The organism is Moraxella sp. CTOTU47618, from assembly GCF_032017425.1.
Lineage (GTDB): Bacteria > Pseudomonadota > Gammaproteobacteria > Pseudomonadales > Moraxellaceae > Faucicola > Faucicola tetraodonis.
In genome coordinates, this window is the sequence record NZ_DALZPW010000010.1 from 21675 (window position 1) to 38168 (window position 16494).

14 protein-coding genes and 2 tRNA genes are annotated in these 16494 nt (G+C 45.2%); 10 read left to right on the forward strand and 6 right to left on the reverse strand.

The annotated features are described in order from the left end of the window. Window positions 1-22: 22 nt before the first annotated feature. The 3 genes from tilS (at window position 23) to RTS09_RS08615 (ending at window position 3294) form a co-directional block, all read left to right on the forward strand. Window positions 23-1507 (forward strand): tRNA lysidine(34) synthetase TilS, encoded by a 1485-nt coding sequence (gene tilS / locus RTS09_RS08605; protein ID WP_312536135.1) that lies wholly within the window; start codon window positions 23-25, stop codon window positions 1505-1507. A gap of 209 nt (window positions 1508-1716) precedes the next feature. Beyond that, window positions 1717-2556 (forward strand): pyrroline-5-carboxylate reductase, encoded by an 840-nt coding sequence (proC, locus tag RTS09_RS08610; RefSeq protein WP_312536137.1) that lies wholly within the window; start codon window positions 1717-1719, stop codon window positions 2554-2556. 105 nt (window positions 2557-2661) lie between these two features. Next, on the forward strand, window positions 2662-3294 hold the full coding sequence (locus RTS09_RS08615; RefSeq protein WP_060994533.1) for a YggT family protein: 633 nt from the start codon (window positions 2662-2664) through the stop codon (window positions 3292-3294). A gap of 32 nt (window positions 3295-3326) precedes the next feature. Here the strand turns inward: RTS09_RS08615 and RTS09_RS08620 are convergent, their stop codons facing one another. Both RTS09_RS08620 and RTS09_RS08625 read right to left on the reverse strand, forming a co-directional pair. Continuing rightward, window positions 3327-4979 carry a phospholipase D-like domain-containing protein gene (locus tag RTS09_RS08620; protein WP_312536140.1) on the reverse strand — a complete coding sequence of 551 codons (1653 nt, stop codon included), beginning with the start codon at window positions 4977-4979 and terminating at the stop codon, window positions 3327-3329. Window positions 4980-4989: 10 nt separating this feature from the next. Beyond that, window positions 4990-5799 (reverse strand): hydroxymethylpyrimidine/phosphomethylpyrimidine kinase, encoded by an 810-nt coding sequence (locus RTS09_RS08625; RefSeq protein ID WP_188875516.1) that lies wholly within the window; start codon window positions 5797-5799, stop codon window positions 4990-4992. A gap of 337 nt (window positions 5800-6136) precedes the next feature. On the opposite strand from RTS09_RS08625, the gene RTS09_RS08630 reads away from it, so the two are divergent. Together RTS09_RS08630 and RTS09_RS08635 are read left to right on the forward strand one after the other, a co-directional pair. Further along, window positions 6137-6226, forward strand: a tRNA-Ser gene (locus RTS09_RS08630). Between the two features lie 103 nt (window positions 6227-6329). Continuing rightward, window positions 6330-6406 (forward strand) — tRNA-Arg (locus tag RTS09_RS08635). A gap of 18 nt (window positions 6407-6424) precedes the next feature. Here RTS09_RS08635 and RTS09_RS08640 read toward each other — a convergent pair. Beyond that, complete coding sequence (locus RTS09_RS08640) at window positions 6425-6613, reverse strand: hypothetical protein (RefSeq protein ID WP_312536143.1); 189 nt, start codon at window positions 6611-6613, stop codon at window positions 6425-6427. Between the two features lie 89 nt (window positions 6614-6702). Here RTS09_RS08640 and RTS09_RS08645 point away from each other — a divergent pair, with 89 nt between their 5' ends. Continuing rightward, window positions 6703-7329 carry an RDD family protein gene (locus tag RTS09_RS08645; protein WP_312115785.1) on the forward strand — a complete coding sequence of 209 codons (627 nt, stop codon included), beginning with the start codon at window positions 6703-6705 and terminating at the stop codon, window positions 7327-7329. Here the strand turns inward: RTS09_RS08645 and RTS09_RS08650 are convergent, their stop codons facing one another. Next, window positions 7330-8235, reverse strand: coding sequence for a polyprenyl synthetase family protein (locus RTS09_RS08650; RefSeq protein ID WP_312536145.1), 906 nt, complete (start codon window positions 8233-8235; stop codon window positions 7330-7332). It lies immediately after the preceding gene. A 101-nt stretch (window positions 8236-8336) separates the two neighbouring features. Next, the gene (locus RTS09_RS08655) at window positions 8337-10157 is read right to left on the reverse strand and encodes an acyl-CoA dehydrogenase C-terminal domain-containing protein (protein WP_312536148.1); all 1821 of its coding nucleotides are present in this window, start codon (window positions 10155-10157) and stop codon (window positions 8337-8339) included. Window positions 10158-10544: 387 nt separating this feature from the next. Between RTS09_RS08655 and RTS09_RS08660 the strand changes: the two genes are divergently transcribed. The 4 genes from RTS09_RS08660 to RTS09_RS08675 all read left to right on the forward strand — a co-directional run bounded on the left by RTS09_RS08660 (window position 10545) and on the right by RTS09_RS08675 (window position 15083). Next, the gene (locus tag RTS09_RS08660; RefSeq protein WP_312536238.1) at window positions 10545-12326 is read left to right on the forward strand and encodes an ABC transporter ATP-binding protein; all 1782 of its coding nucleotides are present in this window, start codon (window positions 10545-10547) and stop codon (window positions 12324-12326) included. Between the two features lie 142 nt (window positions 12327-12468). Beyond that, window positions 12469-13107 (forward strand): MarC family protein, encoded by a 639-nt coding sequence (locus tag RTS09_RS08665; protein ID WP_007117140.1) that lies wholly within the window; start codon window positions 12469-12471, stop codon window positions 13105-13107. A 357-nt stretch (window positions 13108-13464) separates the two neighbouring features. Continuing rightward, complete coding sequence (locus RTS09_RS08670) at window positions 13465-13770, forward strand: hypothetical protein (protein ID WP_007117138.1); 306 nt, start codon at window positions 13465-13467, stop codon at window positions 13768-13770. Window positions 13771-13925: 155 nt separating this feature from the next. Then, complete coding sequence (locus tag RTS09_RS08675; protein WP_040404175.1) at window positions 13926-15083, forward strand: 5-(carboxyamino)imidazole ribonucleotide synthase; 1158 nt, start codon at window positions 13926-13928, stop codon at window positions 15081-15083. A gap of 79 nt (window positions 15084-15162) precedes the next feature. Here the strand turns inward: RTS09_RS08675 and RTS09_RS08680 are convergent, their stop codons facing one another. Next, window positions 15163-16392, reverse strand: coding sequence for a toxic anion resistance protein (locus tag RTS09_RS08680; RefSeq protein WP_312536154.1), 1230 nt, complete (start codon window positions 16390-16392; stop codon window positions 15163-15165). Between the last annotated feature and the right edge of the window lie 102 nt (window positions 16393-16494).

Here is a 16494-nt window from a genome sequence, read left to right on the forward strand (position 1 = left end):
GAGCACTATTTCGTCTATCCCTATGTCGTCTATTCCTATGTCACCTGTCCCTACGTCATCTGTCATTGAAGCGATTAAGCAAAGTTATCAAACCCATATCAACCCGCACCCCAAGGCTGCCACTAAAATTTATATTGCGTGCAGTGGCGGGCGAGACTCGATGGCATTACTGTTAGCCTGCCAGCAGCTACAACTACCGATTCATGTCATTCATATCAACCATAAATTGCAAAAAGTCAGTGATGACTGGCAACAACTCGTAGAAGCCTATTGCCACAAGCACCGCATCGACTATGACAGCGTTTGTATCGATTGGCAATCGCAGCAAGTTTATGCCGCCGATAGTACAATCAGCCAAGAACAACAAGTCGGCACAAAACAAGTCAATGAACAGCAAGCCAGAACCGCCCGCTATCATGCCATCATACAGATTGCAGGCGAAAATGCCATTGTTGCCTTGGCGCATCACGCCAACGATCAGGTGGAGACCTTGTTGATGAACCTATGCCAAGGGACAGGATTGGCAGGGCTGACAGGTATGACGGCGTTTGGGGTGCAGGACGAATTTGGCAAACCCATTTGGTTATGGCGTCCGTTGCTTGGGGTAACCCGTGATGAGATTAGCGACTTTGTAGCAGCGCAACATATCCCTTATGTCGATGATCCTACCAATTTTGGCATAGCTAATCAGCGCGCTTTTTTACGTAATCAGATTTTGCCGCTACTGGGTGAGCGCTTTCATAAGCTAGTGCAAAATATCACCCGCACCCAGCAAAACCTAACCGAAGCCCAGCGTATAGTCGAGGACCAATATCAACAAGATTTGGCGCTATGCCAGTGGTCAAATGGCTGGACAAGTCATCAACAATGTTTGCATATCCCCAATCTAAAATCATTGAGCCAAGCCAGACGCTTTAACCTATTGCATTATTGGGTCAAAGGCTCGCAAAAATTTGCCCCCACTCGGCAATGGATTGTACAAATTGAGCAGTTACTACAATCAGCGCAAACAGACCAGCAAGCGATTTTGCAGTGGCAGGGGATTGAAATTAGAAAATACCGTGATACGTTATATCGCCTTGATGCCGATTATGTAAAAGCGATTCATGGCAAATCAGATAACAAGGTATTAGCCAATTTGGCTGCTGATGTGGGATTAGCTGTTGGAATATCTGTGGGGCTATCTGTAAGATTATCGCTTGCTAGCAGAGCTGTGTTGCCCAATGAGTCTTTTCAATTATTGTCACAATCTTTTCACCAATCGTTTAAAAAACTGTGCCAACGATTTGATATTCCTAGCTGGGAGCGACAATTTGCCAAAGTGGTCATTATGGATGACAACAATGAAAAGGCACTCATTGCATCTCAAACACCAAAACGGCTTGCTTTATTATTGCCGAGTACCAGTGTTTGGCTGGCAGATGCCGGTGAGCTGAATTTGGCTACCCAAGCGCCTTGTCCGTGGCACTTGGTTTGGACAGACAGTCTTGATAGTGAATGTCATTGATGTAAGACTATCATGGACTGAGGCTATCATGGATTAAGATTATCAAACCGCTATGAATCCCTTGAATTTGCGCCATGTACACCAATTTACGCTGTAAATTTGTCATCAAAATTTGCAGTAGGTATGGTAGACTTATTTGCGAATAATAGCGAGGGCGAACCCTTTAACTGCTTTCGTCACCCTACAAAAAATGACTACAAAGGACATCTATGGCAACCACAACTTCTCTTAATATCGCCTTTATTGGTGGCGGTAATATGGCATCGGCACTCATTGCAGGGCTATTAGCAAAGGGTCAACCAACTAGCCTACTGCATGTGGTAGAAACCGATGCCGAGAAGTTAGCGGATTTTCAAGCCCAAGGTTTAAATACCTACGATGCGAGCAACATCGACGATACCAAGCACGCCATCGAAAAAGCTGATGTGGTCGTGCTAGCCGTCAAACCGCAGGTCATGAAAGATGTGCTACTACCAGTCAAAGACAGCTGGGGCGAGCAAGTGGTTATTTCAATTGCCGCAGGGATTGGTACTGATAGCTTAGCCGAGTGGTTGGGACCGCAAGTCAAGCTAGTGCGGGCGATGCCAAATACCCCTGCGATGATTCAAATGGGTGCCACAGGCTTGTACGCGACAGCAGCGGTTAACGAGGCGGAGCGGCAACTCGCGCAGCAAGTGATGTCCGCAGCAGGACTGGTGTTATGGGTCGATGACGAAGACCTACTGCACGCCGTGACCGCTATCTCAGGGTCAGCGCCTGCGTATTTCTTTTATATGTTAGAGAACATGATTGCCACGGGTGAAAAATTGGGGCTGACTCAAACCCAAGCCACGGCTTTGGCGATGCAAACGGCACTGGGCTCAGCGCAAATGGCATTGACCAGTCATGATACGCCAGCTGACCTGCGTCGCAAAGTGACCTCGCCCAATGGGACTACACAAGCGGCAATTGAGGTAATGGATGCCAAACAAATGCATCAAATTATCGCCGATGCCATGCTAGCATGTGAGCAGCGCTCGCGTGAGCTCAGCCAAGCGTTTGGCAAATAACTCGGTTTGGCTATAAAATTGGCTACAACAGCAAATTTTAATTAACTATCTTAACGTCTTATCGTTAACAAGTGTGTAAGCAGCAAATAAGGATAAACACAGGGCATGACTAATCTTTTGGCAGGTTTGTTTGATATCGTCGTCGCGGCGGCGATGATACTGGTTTTCTTTCGATTTATGCTGCAGTTTGCTGGCATTACCGCAAAGGATGCGTTTGCTAAACCCATTTATCGTATGACACGCATTGTCGATGTGTTTGGACGTATTTTCCCAACCCTTGGCGATGGCAGAATCAATACCGCAAGTTTGGTGCTACTGTTTTTGCTGCGGATGATTTTTATTTGGGGCGTGCTTGGCATGATGCGCATTAATAGTCAAAATATTGGGCTGTTTTATATGCCAGAGGTGAACTTAGCCATGGTCGATTATCTATCGCGGCATTTTTCACCCGTCATGATGTTTTTTGTGGCGGCGGTGACCTTGCTGATTGATTTTTTAAGAATGTGTCAGTACATCATTATTGGCTCGTTTATCGGGGGCTGGGTGATGCTTTTTACCCAAAAAATGCCAGCAATTTTTGGCCTGCTCACCTTGCTTAGTGAGCCAATTATTCAGCCATTTCGCAAAGTATTACCTGCCACAGGCATGCTTGATTTAGCCCCTATGCTGGGTTTTTTCTTGATTATTTTGCTAGAAACCTTGGTGCAAACCGTAGGTGTTTATCTATTAACCCTCTAATCTTTCCCAAACGACGATTAAATGATTAAGTTTTAAAGCAGTGGGCTAAACAGGCGAATCGCGTTGTCCAAGAATTTTGCCCCAAAGCTACGCTGCTGCCATCCATCGCGCTGTAATTGCTCGCTTTGTTGCAGGTATTCATGCTGGCAAGTGAGCATTTGCTGGGTCATGGTACGATTATAAATCGCCATACTCACCTCCATATTCAGATAAAAACTGCGCATATCCATATTGACGGTACCAAACAAGCAATAATCGTCATCCACGCACAAAATCTTGGCATGTAGCAAGCCGGCATTGAACAAATAAATCTGCACCCCTGCTGACAACAGCGGCTCAAAATAAGCCTGTGAAGCAAACCGTACCAACACCGAATCTACTTTTTTGGGTACATTTAAAATCACCTTGACCCCACGCTTGGCAGCGGTAGTGATAGCAAGCAGCAGCGCATCATCTGGCACAAAATAAGGCGTGGTAATAACCACTTGTTTTTTGGCGGCAAAAATCGCACACACCAAGGTTTCGTAGATGACGTGCCCGGTTAATTCTGGCGCCGATGGAATCAGCTGCAAACTGACTTGACTCACCGATGGGTAAGCTTGTAGGTTGCTTTGCAGCGGCAAAATGTTAAGCAGGGGCGGCTTAGGGACACGCGTATTAGCGTTTTGAGCTAACCCGCGAGCGTTAGTCACGTTTTTTAATTTGTGATGATGCAGCTTTGAGGTGCCAATATACAGCGACTCGGTATAGAACGACTTGGTAAAGCGATTAACGATTTTTTTAAGGCCGGAAAAATTGGCGTTGGTTTCTGCGCTGATATCCGTGGTCGTGACAAGTGCCATGGCTTTCACCGAATTGACGGTATCATGGCTCTCCACCCGTATCATGACATCAATCCATTTACCCACATGCTCGTTTTGTTTGAAAAAATCGGGGTCGATTAAATTAAAACTTCCCGTATAGCCATAGCAGTTGTCAAAAATAGCCAGCTTACGATGGTTGCGGATATCAATACGTTTGACAATGGTTTTGAACAAACCCACGGGCAACGACTCATGCACAAAGACATCAGCGTCTCTCAATTTTTGCACCCACTGACTGCGAAAAAACGCATGACTGCCAACGCTATCAGCGAGCAAATGCACGGATACGCCGCGCTGGGTAGCCGCCATCAAAGCTTCTAATAACTCAATCACTCGGCCTTGTGGCGAGACAATATAAAACTCTAGTAAAATCATCGTGTTTGCCGCACGGATATCGGCTAATAAACTGGCAAAAATATGGTCAGCGTCTGTCATCAGCGTCAGCGTATGATGGTCATACACGCCAAGCCCAGTTTTTAGTAGGGCGATATTGCTCAGTTGCCGTGCTTCGGTATCTAAATTTTTGGAAATTTCATTAAAATCAATCTGCTGAGCGTTGGCAAAGTCACGCAATAATTTTTGCGCCATCAAACTGCGCTTACGGTACTGGTGCCCAATATTGATTTCACCAAATAACATATAACCGATGATGCCAACAACAGGCAGGGCAAATAACACCGCAATCCAAGCGATTGCCACGCTTTGGTGGCGCTGCTGTTGAATAACCCTCACAACTAGCCAAAGCGTGATGAGAAAATGGGCGACAACACCTAACTGTAATAGCAACGTCTTGACAATCGACCACTCCAATAATAATCCCATACTAGCTTGCCTAACCCAGCATTGAGGTGTAATGAAAGCGCTTGGGAATTCGTTGACCATGAGGATGGACAATGTCAGCGACTTTGAGCACGTGTTGTGTCCAAATATCTGCGCATTGTACCGCTGTCACAAGCTTATCACCCAGTGCCAAGCGACCTGCGATATAACTTGCTAGACTACAGCCTGAGCCATGATATTCACCCGCCAGTCTTGGCAAAATCGCTTGGTATGCCAGTCGGCAGGTTTGGTTGTCATTAATGTATAAATACTGCTCGATACCAGAGGCTTGGCTATCGTGAGAAGTCTTGACTAGCACTGCTTTGGCACCTTGTTGACACAAATCTTTGGCGGCAGCGTGTAGATTGTCGATCCCTGTCAAATCACGTAGTTCAATGCTGTTAGGGGTCATGAGGGTCGCAAAAGGGGTCAACTGGGCAAAGGCAGCCACCAAAGTGTCTTTGTCACCTAAAGCACCGCCACTATTGGCCACCAGTACCGGGTCAAGCACATACGGCGTATCTTTTGCAATACTGCCATCGGTGAAAAGCTGCGCGAGCATTGCAATATTGTCAGTGGTGCCAAGCATCCCCGACTTGATAGCTTTGACAGGCAAATCATTGAGCACCGCCATTGCTTGCGCCCTTACCAGCCCACTTGCGCATGCCTCAAACCCAAAAACTTGCTGTGAACTTTCAACGGTCACTGCGGTACAAGCAATCGCTGCATGACTCCCTGCTTGTCCAATTGACTCAATATCCGCTTGCAAGCCTGCACCGCCTGATGGATCCAACCCCGAAAAACACAATACAGTGGGGCGCAGTGTCATGCTGGGTGCTAAAATAGGGGCAAGGGTAGCAGGGGTTGACATAAGATTCTCACAGGCTGATTATCAATCCTCATAAAGGATTGGTTAAGTGGTTTTTTTAATCATTAGTTTTAAACAGATTATCACATAACGACTGGGTCATGGGCATTCGACTTGTTTCTGGGCAGGCACGGTGTCGCTGCCAAGGTGCTGCAATTATTCTCACATAATTTTTTTAAAAAGTCTTGCAAATTTGGATTGGTTTGTTATAATGCCCACCCACAATACTTGTGGTTAATGGCGACATTGACTAAAATTATTGTACGGTGTTATAGATAAGTAAGAGCAATTCGGTGACGTGGGTGAGTGGCTGAAACCACAGCCCTGCTAAGGCTGCATACGGGAAACTGTATCGAGGGTTCGAATCCCTCCGTCACCGCCATTTATTGAATCAAAATTAATTTTAAAATTATTTAAAATAAAGTTTGACAAAATAAATACTCTAACTTATAATAGCGCCCACTTCAAACGAAGACATTAGTTAAGCGCTTGTAGCTCAGTTGGATAGAGCATCAGGCTACGAACTTGAGGGTCGGGGGTTCGACTCCCTCCAAGCGCACCACTAATTATTTTGTTAAAATTAATCGCCACTCTTTGAGTTCAGGCGATTTTTTTTATGTCTTATTTTTTTATGCCTCATATTACTCGGCGGGTTATTTTGCCGTTCCGTTTTTTTCACCACTGCCTCACTATTGCCTAAGGCATTTTTATCCCAGTTATGTTTATCTGAGCCATGCGCTGATGGGTCTGTAGTTGGTGTTTGAGTCATAGCGTTTTGGTTGTATTTAGGCTACAATTTCGCTTATTAATTGCTACCATCATTCGCCCGCCATACCTATGCCTAAGACCGAAACCCCAATGTTAAAAACAGCTAAAACCAACAGCCAGCCGCAATCTCTGCCATCAGCGCCATTGCCAGAACAACAACCGGTGATGGCAAAAGCGGCTACTCGGCTGATTGCTATGCTGTATGATGGTATGTTGATTTTGGCGATGCTGTTTTTTGTGCAGATGCTACTTATTGTATTGGGTACCAAACTGCTAGGTTTGGCAGGGACGGATATGAAGCAAGCGGCGACGTTACCGCTATGGTATCGTAATGCTGTGCAAATCCCTGCGTTCGTGATTATCTTGGTCGGGTTTTATGGGGTATTTTGGCGTAAGGCAGGGCAGACGCTTGGCATGCAGACTTGGCGGCTCAAAACCATGAACCGTGATGGCTCATTGCTAAGTTGGCGGCAATCGATGATGCGGATATTAGCCGCCTGTTTATTGCCGGTGGTCTGCGGTATGATAGGCTATCTTATCCACCAGTCGGTGGGTGCGCTGTATTTTAGTATGTTTATCGGGCTATTGTTTAATTATTGGTTTGCATGGGTCAATAAGCAAGGCTTGGCGCTGCATGATTTGCTATCAAACACCGTGACCATGAAAATGCCAAAAATTAACCACGAAGGCTTGTTTGCTGGGTTTAGGAAAAAATGACTATTTGTCTCTCGCCCACAACCAGTCTGCCAAATCGAGCAAATAGTTATTATCGCCAAATTCAGCAATCACCGCATTTTTAGCGGCATCAAATAAGCTTTGCGCGTAGGTTTTGGCAGCTTCCACGCCCAGTAGTTTGACATAAGTGGATTTATCCAATTTCTCATCACTACCCGCGGGTTTGCCAAGCTGCTCGGTATCGGCAGTCACATCCAAAATATCATCTTGTACTTGAAAAGCCAACCCAATCTGCTCGGCAAAGCTACTGAGGGCTTGCCGCTCGCTGTCAGTCGCGTTGGCACAGATGGCACCCATCAATACTGACGCTTCAATGAGCGCGCCTGTTTTGTCACGGTGGATAGCTTCAAGCGCAGTTTGGCTAAGCTGTTGGTGCTCGCCATTTAAATCCAGCATTTGCCCCATGACCATCCGCCGTGCCCGTGGCGCAAACGTAGCAGAAAGCGGAGTGGCAAACTCACTGTTTTCACCAAAATATGTATGGGTCAAGGCTTCAAATGCCAAGGTCTGTAGCACGTCACCAGCAAGCATGGCAGCGGCTTCACCATAGGCGATATGGGTGGTAGGTCGACCTCGGCGCAGCGCATCATCATCCATACAAGGCAAGTCATCATGCACCAACGAATAGCCGTGTAGACACTCCACCGCCATCATGGCACGGCGCACGTCATTAGATAATTGATGGGATGGGTTGGCAAGACTGTTGTCGGTTTTTACCGTGGCAAAAGTTGCGGCAACCAGTAAAGGACGTACCCGTTTGCCGCCATTGCTCATCGCGTATAGGCTTGCTTCATGCAGCGGTGAGGGTAACTTGCAGACTTGGAGGTAGGCTGTGATATCCGATTCTAGTTGGTCAATAACTTGACGCGAAAAAGCAGTAAATTCCATAATCAATTCTTTTGTATGTGTTAAAATTTTGAGCAATAAAAAAGCTGCCCCCATTAAGGTTGAGCAGCCTTTTTGTAAAATGGCGCAACAAGTTTAACCCATTAGTCTAGGAAATTAAAGCTATCTAAATCCATCGCCATTAACTCGCTTGGTGCCAACATGCTCTCTGAGTGACCTGAGGCACGTGGCAATAGTTTTTCAAAATAGAACTCAGCGGTTTTGATTTTGGCTTCATAGAATTCTTTGGTTTCGCTGCCGCCATTTTTGAGTTTGTCGTACGCTACTGCTGCCATACGTGCCCAGTGATAGCCCATGATGACATAGCCTGAGTACATTAAGTAATCATCGGATGCCGCTGAGACGATTTCACGGTCTTTACGAGCCGTGAGCATAATACGTGTGGTGAGGGTATTCCACTCTGCACAATATTTGGTCAATTCCCAAACGAATTTACGCATGCCTTTATCCAGTGCGTATTCACTACACCATTTCATGATATTGGCGGTGTAATCCAGTAGCACTTTGCCTTTTGATTGGATTAACACTTTACGACCTAGTAGGTCAAGCGCTTGTACGCCTGTGGTACCTTCATACAAGGTTGAGATGCGCGCATCACGGGCGATTTGTTCCATGCCCCATTCTTTGATATAGCCATGACCGCCGTAGATTTGCATACCATGTTTGGCACATTCAATGCTTAGTTCAGTTAAGAAGCCTTTGAGTATTGGGGTATAAAAGCCCAATTTATCATCCCATTTGTGGAATTCAGCATCGTCACCGAGCATCGCTCCTTCAAACATTTTATCAGCATAGCGTGATGCGTGATAAATCATTGAGCGCGCGCCTTCTGAGAAGGCTTTTTGGGTGAGTAGCATGCGCGCAACATCGGCATGATGGATAATCGCATCAGCCACTTGGTTTGGCTCTTTGGTACCTGATAGGGTACGCATTGAGCGGCGTTCTTTGGCGTAGGGCAATGAGTTTTGGAAAGCCAATTCCATATGCGCTAAGCCTTCCATACCTGTACCTAAGCGGGCAGTATTCATAAAGGTAAACATGGCTTTTAAGCCTTTATTCGGCTCACCGATTAGATAGCCTGTGGCATTATCAAAGTTGAGTACTGCAGTTGCTGAAGCTTTGATACCCATTTTGTGCTCAATTGAGCCACAGTTAACTGGATTACGCTCACCAATGTCGCCGTTTTCTGTAACCAAGAATTTTGGCACGATAAATAACGAAATACCTTTGGTACCTTCAGGCGCATCGGGTAGGCGTGCTAATACGATATGCACGATATTTTCCGTTAAGTCATGTTCACCGGCTGAAATAAAGATTTTGGTACCACTAATCTTATAAGTACCATCCTCTTGTGGGATTGCTTTGGTTTTAACTTGACCCAAGTCGGTACCACATTGTGGCTCAGTCAAACACATGGTGCCTGACCAACGACCTTCTACCAAGCCTGGCATATAAGTGGCTTTTTGCTCAGGGGTGCCGTATTGCATGATGGTATTCATACAGCCCACCGACAGCCCTGGATACATGGCAAATGCCCAGTTTGCCGTGCCCATCATTTCACTTTTGATGAGGTTGACAGACATTGGCATATTCAAGCCACCAAATTCTTCAGGAAACGGTATGGCTTGATACCCAGCTTCAACGAACATATCATAAGCTTCTTTAAAGCCTTTTGGCGTGGTGACAACACCCTTGTCAAAATGGCAGCCTTCAGCATCGCCTGATTGGTACAGTGGCATCAAGACATTGCTACAATAATCCGCAAAACTCTCAAGCATCATATCCACGGTTTCCGGATCGGCATTTTCACCAGATTTTAAGGTTTTATAGTGTTCGGGGTAATTAAATACTTCATTGGTTAAGAAGCGAATATCACGCAGGGGGGCTTTATATGATAATGGCATACGCTGAAATCCTTTTAATAGGCTATGAACTAAGATAAAAAGGGAAAGGTAAAAATAAGTCCGCTCAGTATAAAGGTATTTCCCCCTAAAAGCTTCAAATCATAATAAATATTCATAAATAATACAAATTATCATAAAATTATTTTATGATTTTGTGGTGCAAAGCTTCGCATGGACAAGAATGCAACAATTACCAACTACCTTAAACGCACTCGTTTTATTTAAACTTTACCAAAGATATTAAATAACCAAACGTATTGAAAAATCATTTGTGAGCTACTCTTGCCAAATCTTCCCAATCCATCCCCTAATCCATCGCTAGCTAATAAGCCGACACTGCCAGCCAAACCTGCACCGACATCACTCAACAAACGCGAACGCGGCGCCGTGCTGTGGTCAATTATCAAAAAATTATCCGTTTTTGCAAAACCTTATCACTCATTAATCGTAGCGACATTGCTGCTTACGGTGATTGGTTCATTTGCCGCACAGGTTAATGCCTTCGTACTGCGTTACACGGTCGATCATTTGACCGAGATTTTCAAACTCAGCGAGCCGTGGCAGGAAGGTGCAAAATTGCTCACGACTATTAGCATCGTGCTACTGCTCAAAGAACTGTTGTACGCAGCAATCAGCTTTGGACAGCGCTATTTTGGTGAAAAAATCCGTATTAATTTATCCCGGGATTTATCGCAAAAAGTCGTAGAGCGCATTTTAAGTTACCGCATGGGGTTTTATACCCACCCTGATAACGACAGTGGTAAGCTGCAGACGCGCATTGATTTGGGTGTCAGTAGTCTCACGCGCTTGGTGCAAAACTTTTTTATTGATATATTGCCATTATTTGCCAATGCGATTGTAGCACTGGTAGTGATGTTTAGCGCCAATGTGTGGGTGGGGATGGTAGGGCTGGTGATTGTGCCGATTTATTTTTATATCAGTCAAAAACAAGCCACGCGCTTGCAAGGCTTTCGTCGGCAGATGCGCTACTATCGGGAGAGCAAAAGCGAGCAAATCATTTCGCTCATTAACGCTATTACTGTGATCAAATCGTTTGTCCGCGAACCGATTGAAGCGCAAAAACATTTTGCCATTCAAAAAGAGATGACCGATAACCAACTCAAAACTCGGGGTATTGGCTTTGGCTATGATGCACTCAAAAGCTTTATCGAGCAGATTGGTGTGGTGGCGATTATTATTTTAACGGCGTATTTTGTGCTTGATGGGCAGATGACCATTGGCATGATTATGTTTCATGTATTGTTATTTCAAAACGTGGCATCGCCGATTCGCCAGTTGCATCGTATCTATGATGAGGTCAATGATGCGCTGACTTATGCCGAAGGGTTTTTTGAGATTTTAGAAGATGATAGCCAAATCGAAGTGGTAGGTGGTGTCAATCCTGCGACGGTACAGGGTGATATCGAACTTCAGCACGTCGATTTTGTTTATCCCAACGGCAACCAAGCCCTGCAGGATGTCAGCTTTCGCATTCGGCGCAACCGAATTACGGCATTGGTCGGGCTGAGTGGCGCAGGTAAAAGCACCATTATCAATCTGTTGGTAAAATTTTATCAGCCCACGCAGGGGCAAATTTTGCTCGATGGCAAGGATTTGCAAGATTATGATACCCATGAGCTACGCCAACACATCGGTTTGGTGTTGCAAAAAAACCATATTTTTGGCGGGACTATTGAAGAAAATATTCGTTATGGCGATTTAACGGCCAGCCAAGCCCAGATTGAGCAGGCAGCAATACAAGCCTCTATTCATGAACAAATCACCCAGCTGCCCAAAGGCTACCAAAGCGAAGCCAAATCCTTGTCAGGTGGACAGCAGCAGCGTATTGCACTGGCACGTATGTTTCTCAAAAATCCGCCAATTGTCTTTTTGGACGAGCCGACTGCAAGCCTAGATGCCATTGCCAGCCAGCAAATCAAGCGCAGTTTGGATTTAATCAAACAAAATCGCACGGTGATTATCGTGTCGCACAATATCGCGCAGATTATTGACGCTGATGATTTGGTGGTCATCGAGCAAGGGCGCGTGGTGGAGACAGGCACGCATGATGAACTGTATCGCAAGCAAGGCAAATACTATGAGATTTTTAATGCCATGTCCGATAGTTTAAATCTTGATAAAATCACCCAAACGTTAGAGAGCCATTAATTTTGGGCTTATGGTGCAGGCTTAGCCTGCGTACTGGTGGCGCTAAGCGAATTAACGCCGTAACCCTGCTGACTTAAATTTATGCTACCATAACTGTTTTGTCATATTTACCCAACTTCACCTAACAAGTTAGTTAATACTCATGGAATCTCAAGTCTTAAAAATATTTTTGGCACTGGTGGTACTGGTCAATCCATTTGCCGCGTTATCGTTATTTATTGATATCACCAAAGACGCCAATCGACAACAAACTCGCAAAGTTGCACTGATTTCAGCCATTACCGTGTTTGTGACCATCGCGATATTTTCGTTGGCAGGCGAGCCTATCTTAAAGGTGCTGGGGATTTCGCTTGGGTCATTTCGTATCGCAGGCGGTATCTTGGTATTGATTATTGCCATTGGCATGATGAATGGCGCTGGCAATGTTGCCAAACCGCATGTCGGCAAGTCAGGGGATTTAAATGGGGTGGCTTTTCAAGGGGCGGCATCTGCCGTGGTGCCATTGACGATTCCAATGGTGATTGGTCCTGGTGGGATTTCTACCGTGATTATTTATGCCGCGAGCGGGCATAGTTATTTTAATATGCTAGCGATTATCACCGCAGGTTTGATTATCAGTATTATCACTTATCTAAGCTTTATGGCAGCGGGGCAGGTAAGTCGTTTTTTAGGTGATACCGGGCTTAATGTGCTCAATCGTATCATGGGGATGCTACTTGCAGCCGTTGCAGTGGAGATTTTTGTTGGCGGCTTAAAAAGCGTATTTCCGCAGTTGTTGTAAGTTCACCGGGTCGCTAAATCGGGTCGCTCAATAATTTATTACAGCAACCCTCAATCATTAAGCATTGTAGTCGCTGTGTTAATATCATAAATTATGCTTGATTTTTACCGTGAAAGTCGCCATTTTAATAATCATGCAAGATGCCAAAACCTGTTAATAAGCTGTCAACAAGCTTTTAAAAAGATGCAAGCGTTAAACCATGCTAAGTTGATTAAAGCGATAAGACAGGTTGACTACCATGGTTACTAATGCAGTTAGCAGTTAATAATTACGAATGTAGTTAAGTAGTTAACAAGATAGTTCCTAACATAGTAACCAAAATAGGCACTGGGGCGGATAAAAGATAGAGGAGCGACGATGCAAAAAGATGCAAAAACAGATTACCAAAGCCTACTGCAAGCGGCAAAAGAGGCCAAAGCAGAAGCGATGATGCTGGAGTTTATTGAGCAAGCTGACGGCAAAATGGTACTACGTACCTCGAATGACGAATCAGAAAACTTGGTAAGTATTGAATTTTCTGACAAAGTGAAAGAACTGTTGGGAGAGGATACCCAGCTGATTGGGCAAAGTATGATTCATGCTGCCATTCAAACCTTAATGCAAAAGCAGCTTTCGCAGTGGCATGCCAATGTGTATGACGAAGAACCCGTGCATTACAGTTAACGCGTAAAACCTATTCATTGATTTTTTGAACCCGTAAGACTAAAGACTTATGGGTTTTTTTATGCTTGGATTTTTTATTTGTGAGCAAATCCTTTATAATTAGCCATAATTTTTCTTCTGTGTTTCACTTATCAAAAAGAGCCGCTACCATGCCTATGCAAACCGCCAATTTTTATACCATCAATCATTCCAATTATCCTGTCAAAACCATTGGAATTTTAGGTGGCGGACAACTGGGTATGATGTTGGCGCAAGCGGCATTGCCACTGGGTATCCGCTGCGTGTTTTTGGAAGATAGTGCCAATTGCCCGGCACGCTTACTGGGCAAAGTGTTTAGTAGCGAGCAATTTGAAGATTTTGCCCAAAGCTGCGATATTTTTACCTTAGAATTTGAAAACACCCCGCTCAAACCTGCCCAGTTTTTGGAATCGACCAAAACCTTGTACCCATCGTCATTTGCGCTATCGGTGGCACAAGATCGGTTAAATGAAAAAAACTTATTTAACCAATTAGATATCGCCACCGTGCCCTTTATGGCAGTGCATAGCAAAGCCGATATCCAAGCTGCCGCCGACAAATTGGGGCTACCTTTGGTACTCAAAACCACACGCGGGGGCTATGATGGCAAAGGGCAGTTTGTGGTCAAATCCGCTGACCAAATTGACACCGCGTGGGCAGAACTTGGTGACGCAACCAAAACAGCGCCGCTCATTGCCGAAGGCTTTATTCACTTTGAGCGCGAAGTATCTATCATTGCAGTGCGCGCCCAAAACGGTGAAATCCGCTATTATCCGCTCGTGCAAAATGAACATAGCAATGGTATTTTAGCCAAATCAACCGCACCTGCGCCCAATGTTGATAACCTTACGGAGCAAGCCCAAAGTAATATCAAAAAATTGCTCGAACATTTAAACTATGTGGGCGTGTTGACGTTAGAATTATTTGTGACATTTGAAGGCGGCGCTGAAAAATTGCTTGCCAATGAAATCGCACCCCGCGTGCACAACTCAGGGCACTGGAGTATTGAAGGCGCGGTAACCAGTCAATTTGAAAATCACATGCGCGCGGTGGCTGGATTACCACTTGGCGATACGTCCATTGTTAAACCATCAGTTATGTTAAATGTCATCGGCAAATACCCAAAACTGGACGAAGTCCTAGCCATCGCTGGCGTGCACGTGCACAATTATGATAAAGAAGAACGCGAAGGTCGAAAAATCGCTCATATCACTGTCATGCCGAGCGATAGCAGTCAACTGGATAACACGGTCGCGCAAGTGGTTGCAAAATTACCCAATAAATTGTCTGACTAAAGCCATGTAACTAAAGCTATGTGTCAGCAAACACACCGCAATCATCCGTGAGGTTGCGCATAGTCAAATCAAACGGGGGTTAAAGTTTGATATTACCCAATTTCTCCTCATCAATTTGCAGCTCGTTGGCAACTTCACTCACCGTTTGGCGATTGGTGCGGTCAAGGTAGGTTTGTGCGCGGTCAACTTCTTGGGTAAGTACATTGAGCGTTTGCTGCATATTACCCAGTGCTTTGACTTTAAAGGCATCAATCGCCTGCATGGTCTCATAGATGTGATTAAAGGATTTTTGCAGTTTTTCCAAGCCCACTGAACTGCCACTGGCTTGCTCATGCACTTGCGCGGTTTGGCGTTTGAGCATGACTGACGTTGATTCAATCAAACTACTGGTCGTTGAATTAAGCGCATTGATTTGGTCGAGCACCAGTTTTTGACTGCTCAGCGCTTGTGACACCATCACCGCAGTACGTAGCGCAGCAATCGTTGTCGTCGTGGCACGGTCAACGCCTTTGATAAGCTCTAAGTTGTTTTTGCGAATCATATCAAGCGCTAAATACCCTTGGATGTTAACCGCCAGTTGGGTCAAAAAATCCATATTTTTTTGGCGCACATAAAACAGCAGTTCTTCTTTAACCACGCGTGCTTTTTCAGGGTCAGTGGCTTCAAGCTCCCCGATTTTTTGCTCAAGGCGTTCATCAATTTTTTTACCGACATAAATATATTGACGGAGCGACTGCATCAGTGCCCACATATTGACCTTTTCCTGCTCAATACTGGCATTGTCTTTCATCAGTTCATCTTTGCCGTGATACAGGCTTTCGATGATGGCATTGATATGGGTTTGCGAAGATTGGTATTTACGAAAATAATCTTGCACGGATTTGCCCATTGGGATGATGCCCAAAAATTTGCGTGGACTTGATAGCGAACCTTGTCGGGTTGGATCTAGGTCTTCGACCACGCTGCGTAGCTCAGTCAAGGATTTGGCAATCGGGGAGTTGTCAAATAAGGCTTTATCCATGCTTTTGGCGGGACGATCAAGCATGCGATTTGCAATCTGCGCGGAAGCGCGAATTTCGGCACTACCTAGCTGATGAATGGCTTTGACTTTCTCATCGAATACAGACGTGTTGACAGGGGTTTGTAATACATGCATCACAAAATCGTTCACTTTGGCATCAAGTTCAGGCACTTTGGTTAGGTCAAGTTTGACCAGTTGGTCGGCTTCGTCTTGTGGCACAACGGCAACGGGTTGCGGCGCTTCAAGGGTGATGACAGGGCTGGTTTCTGGCGGGGTGAGTTCTGGCATGATATATCCTTGAGTTGTCTATATTGGTATTTGTATATTAACTTGCCTTTTAGTTTGTCTTGGTATTTTAGCGGTTTGAGCTAACGCTAGTTTGATTATCTT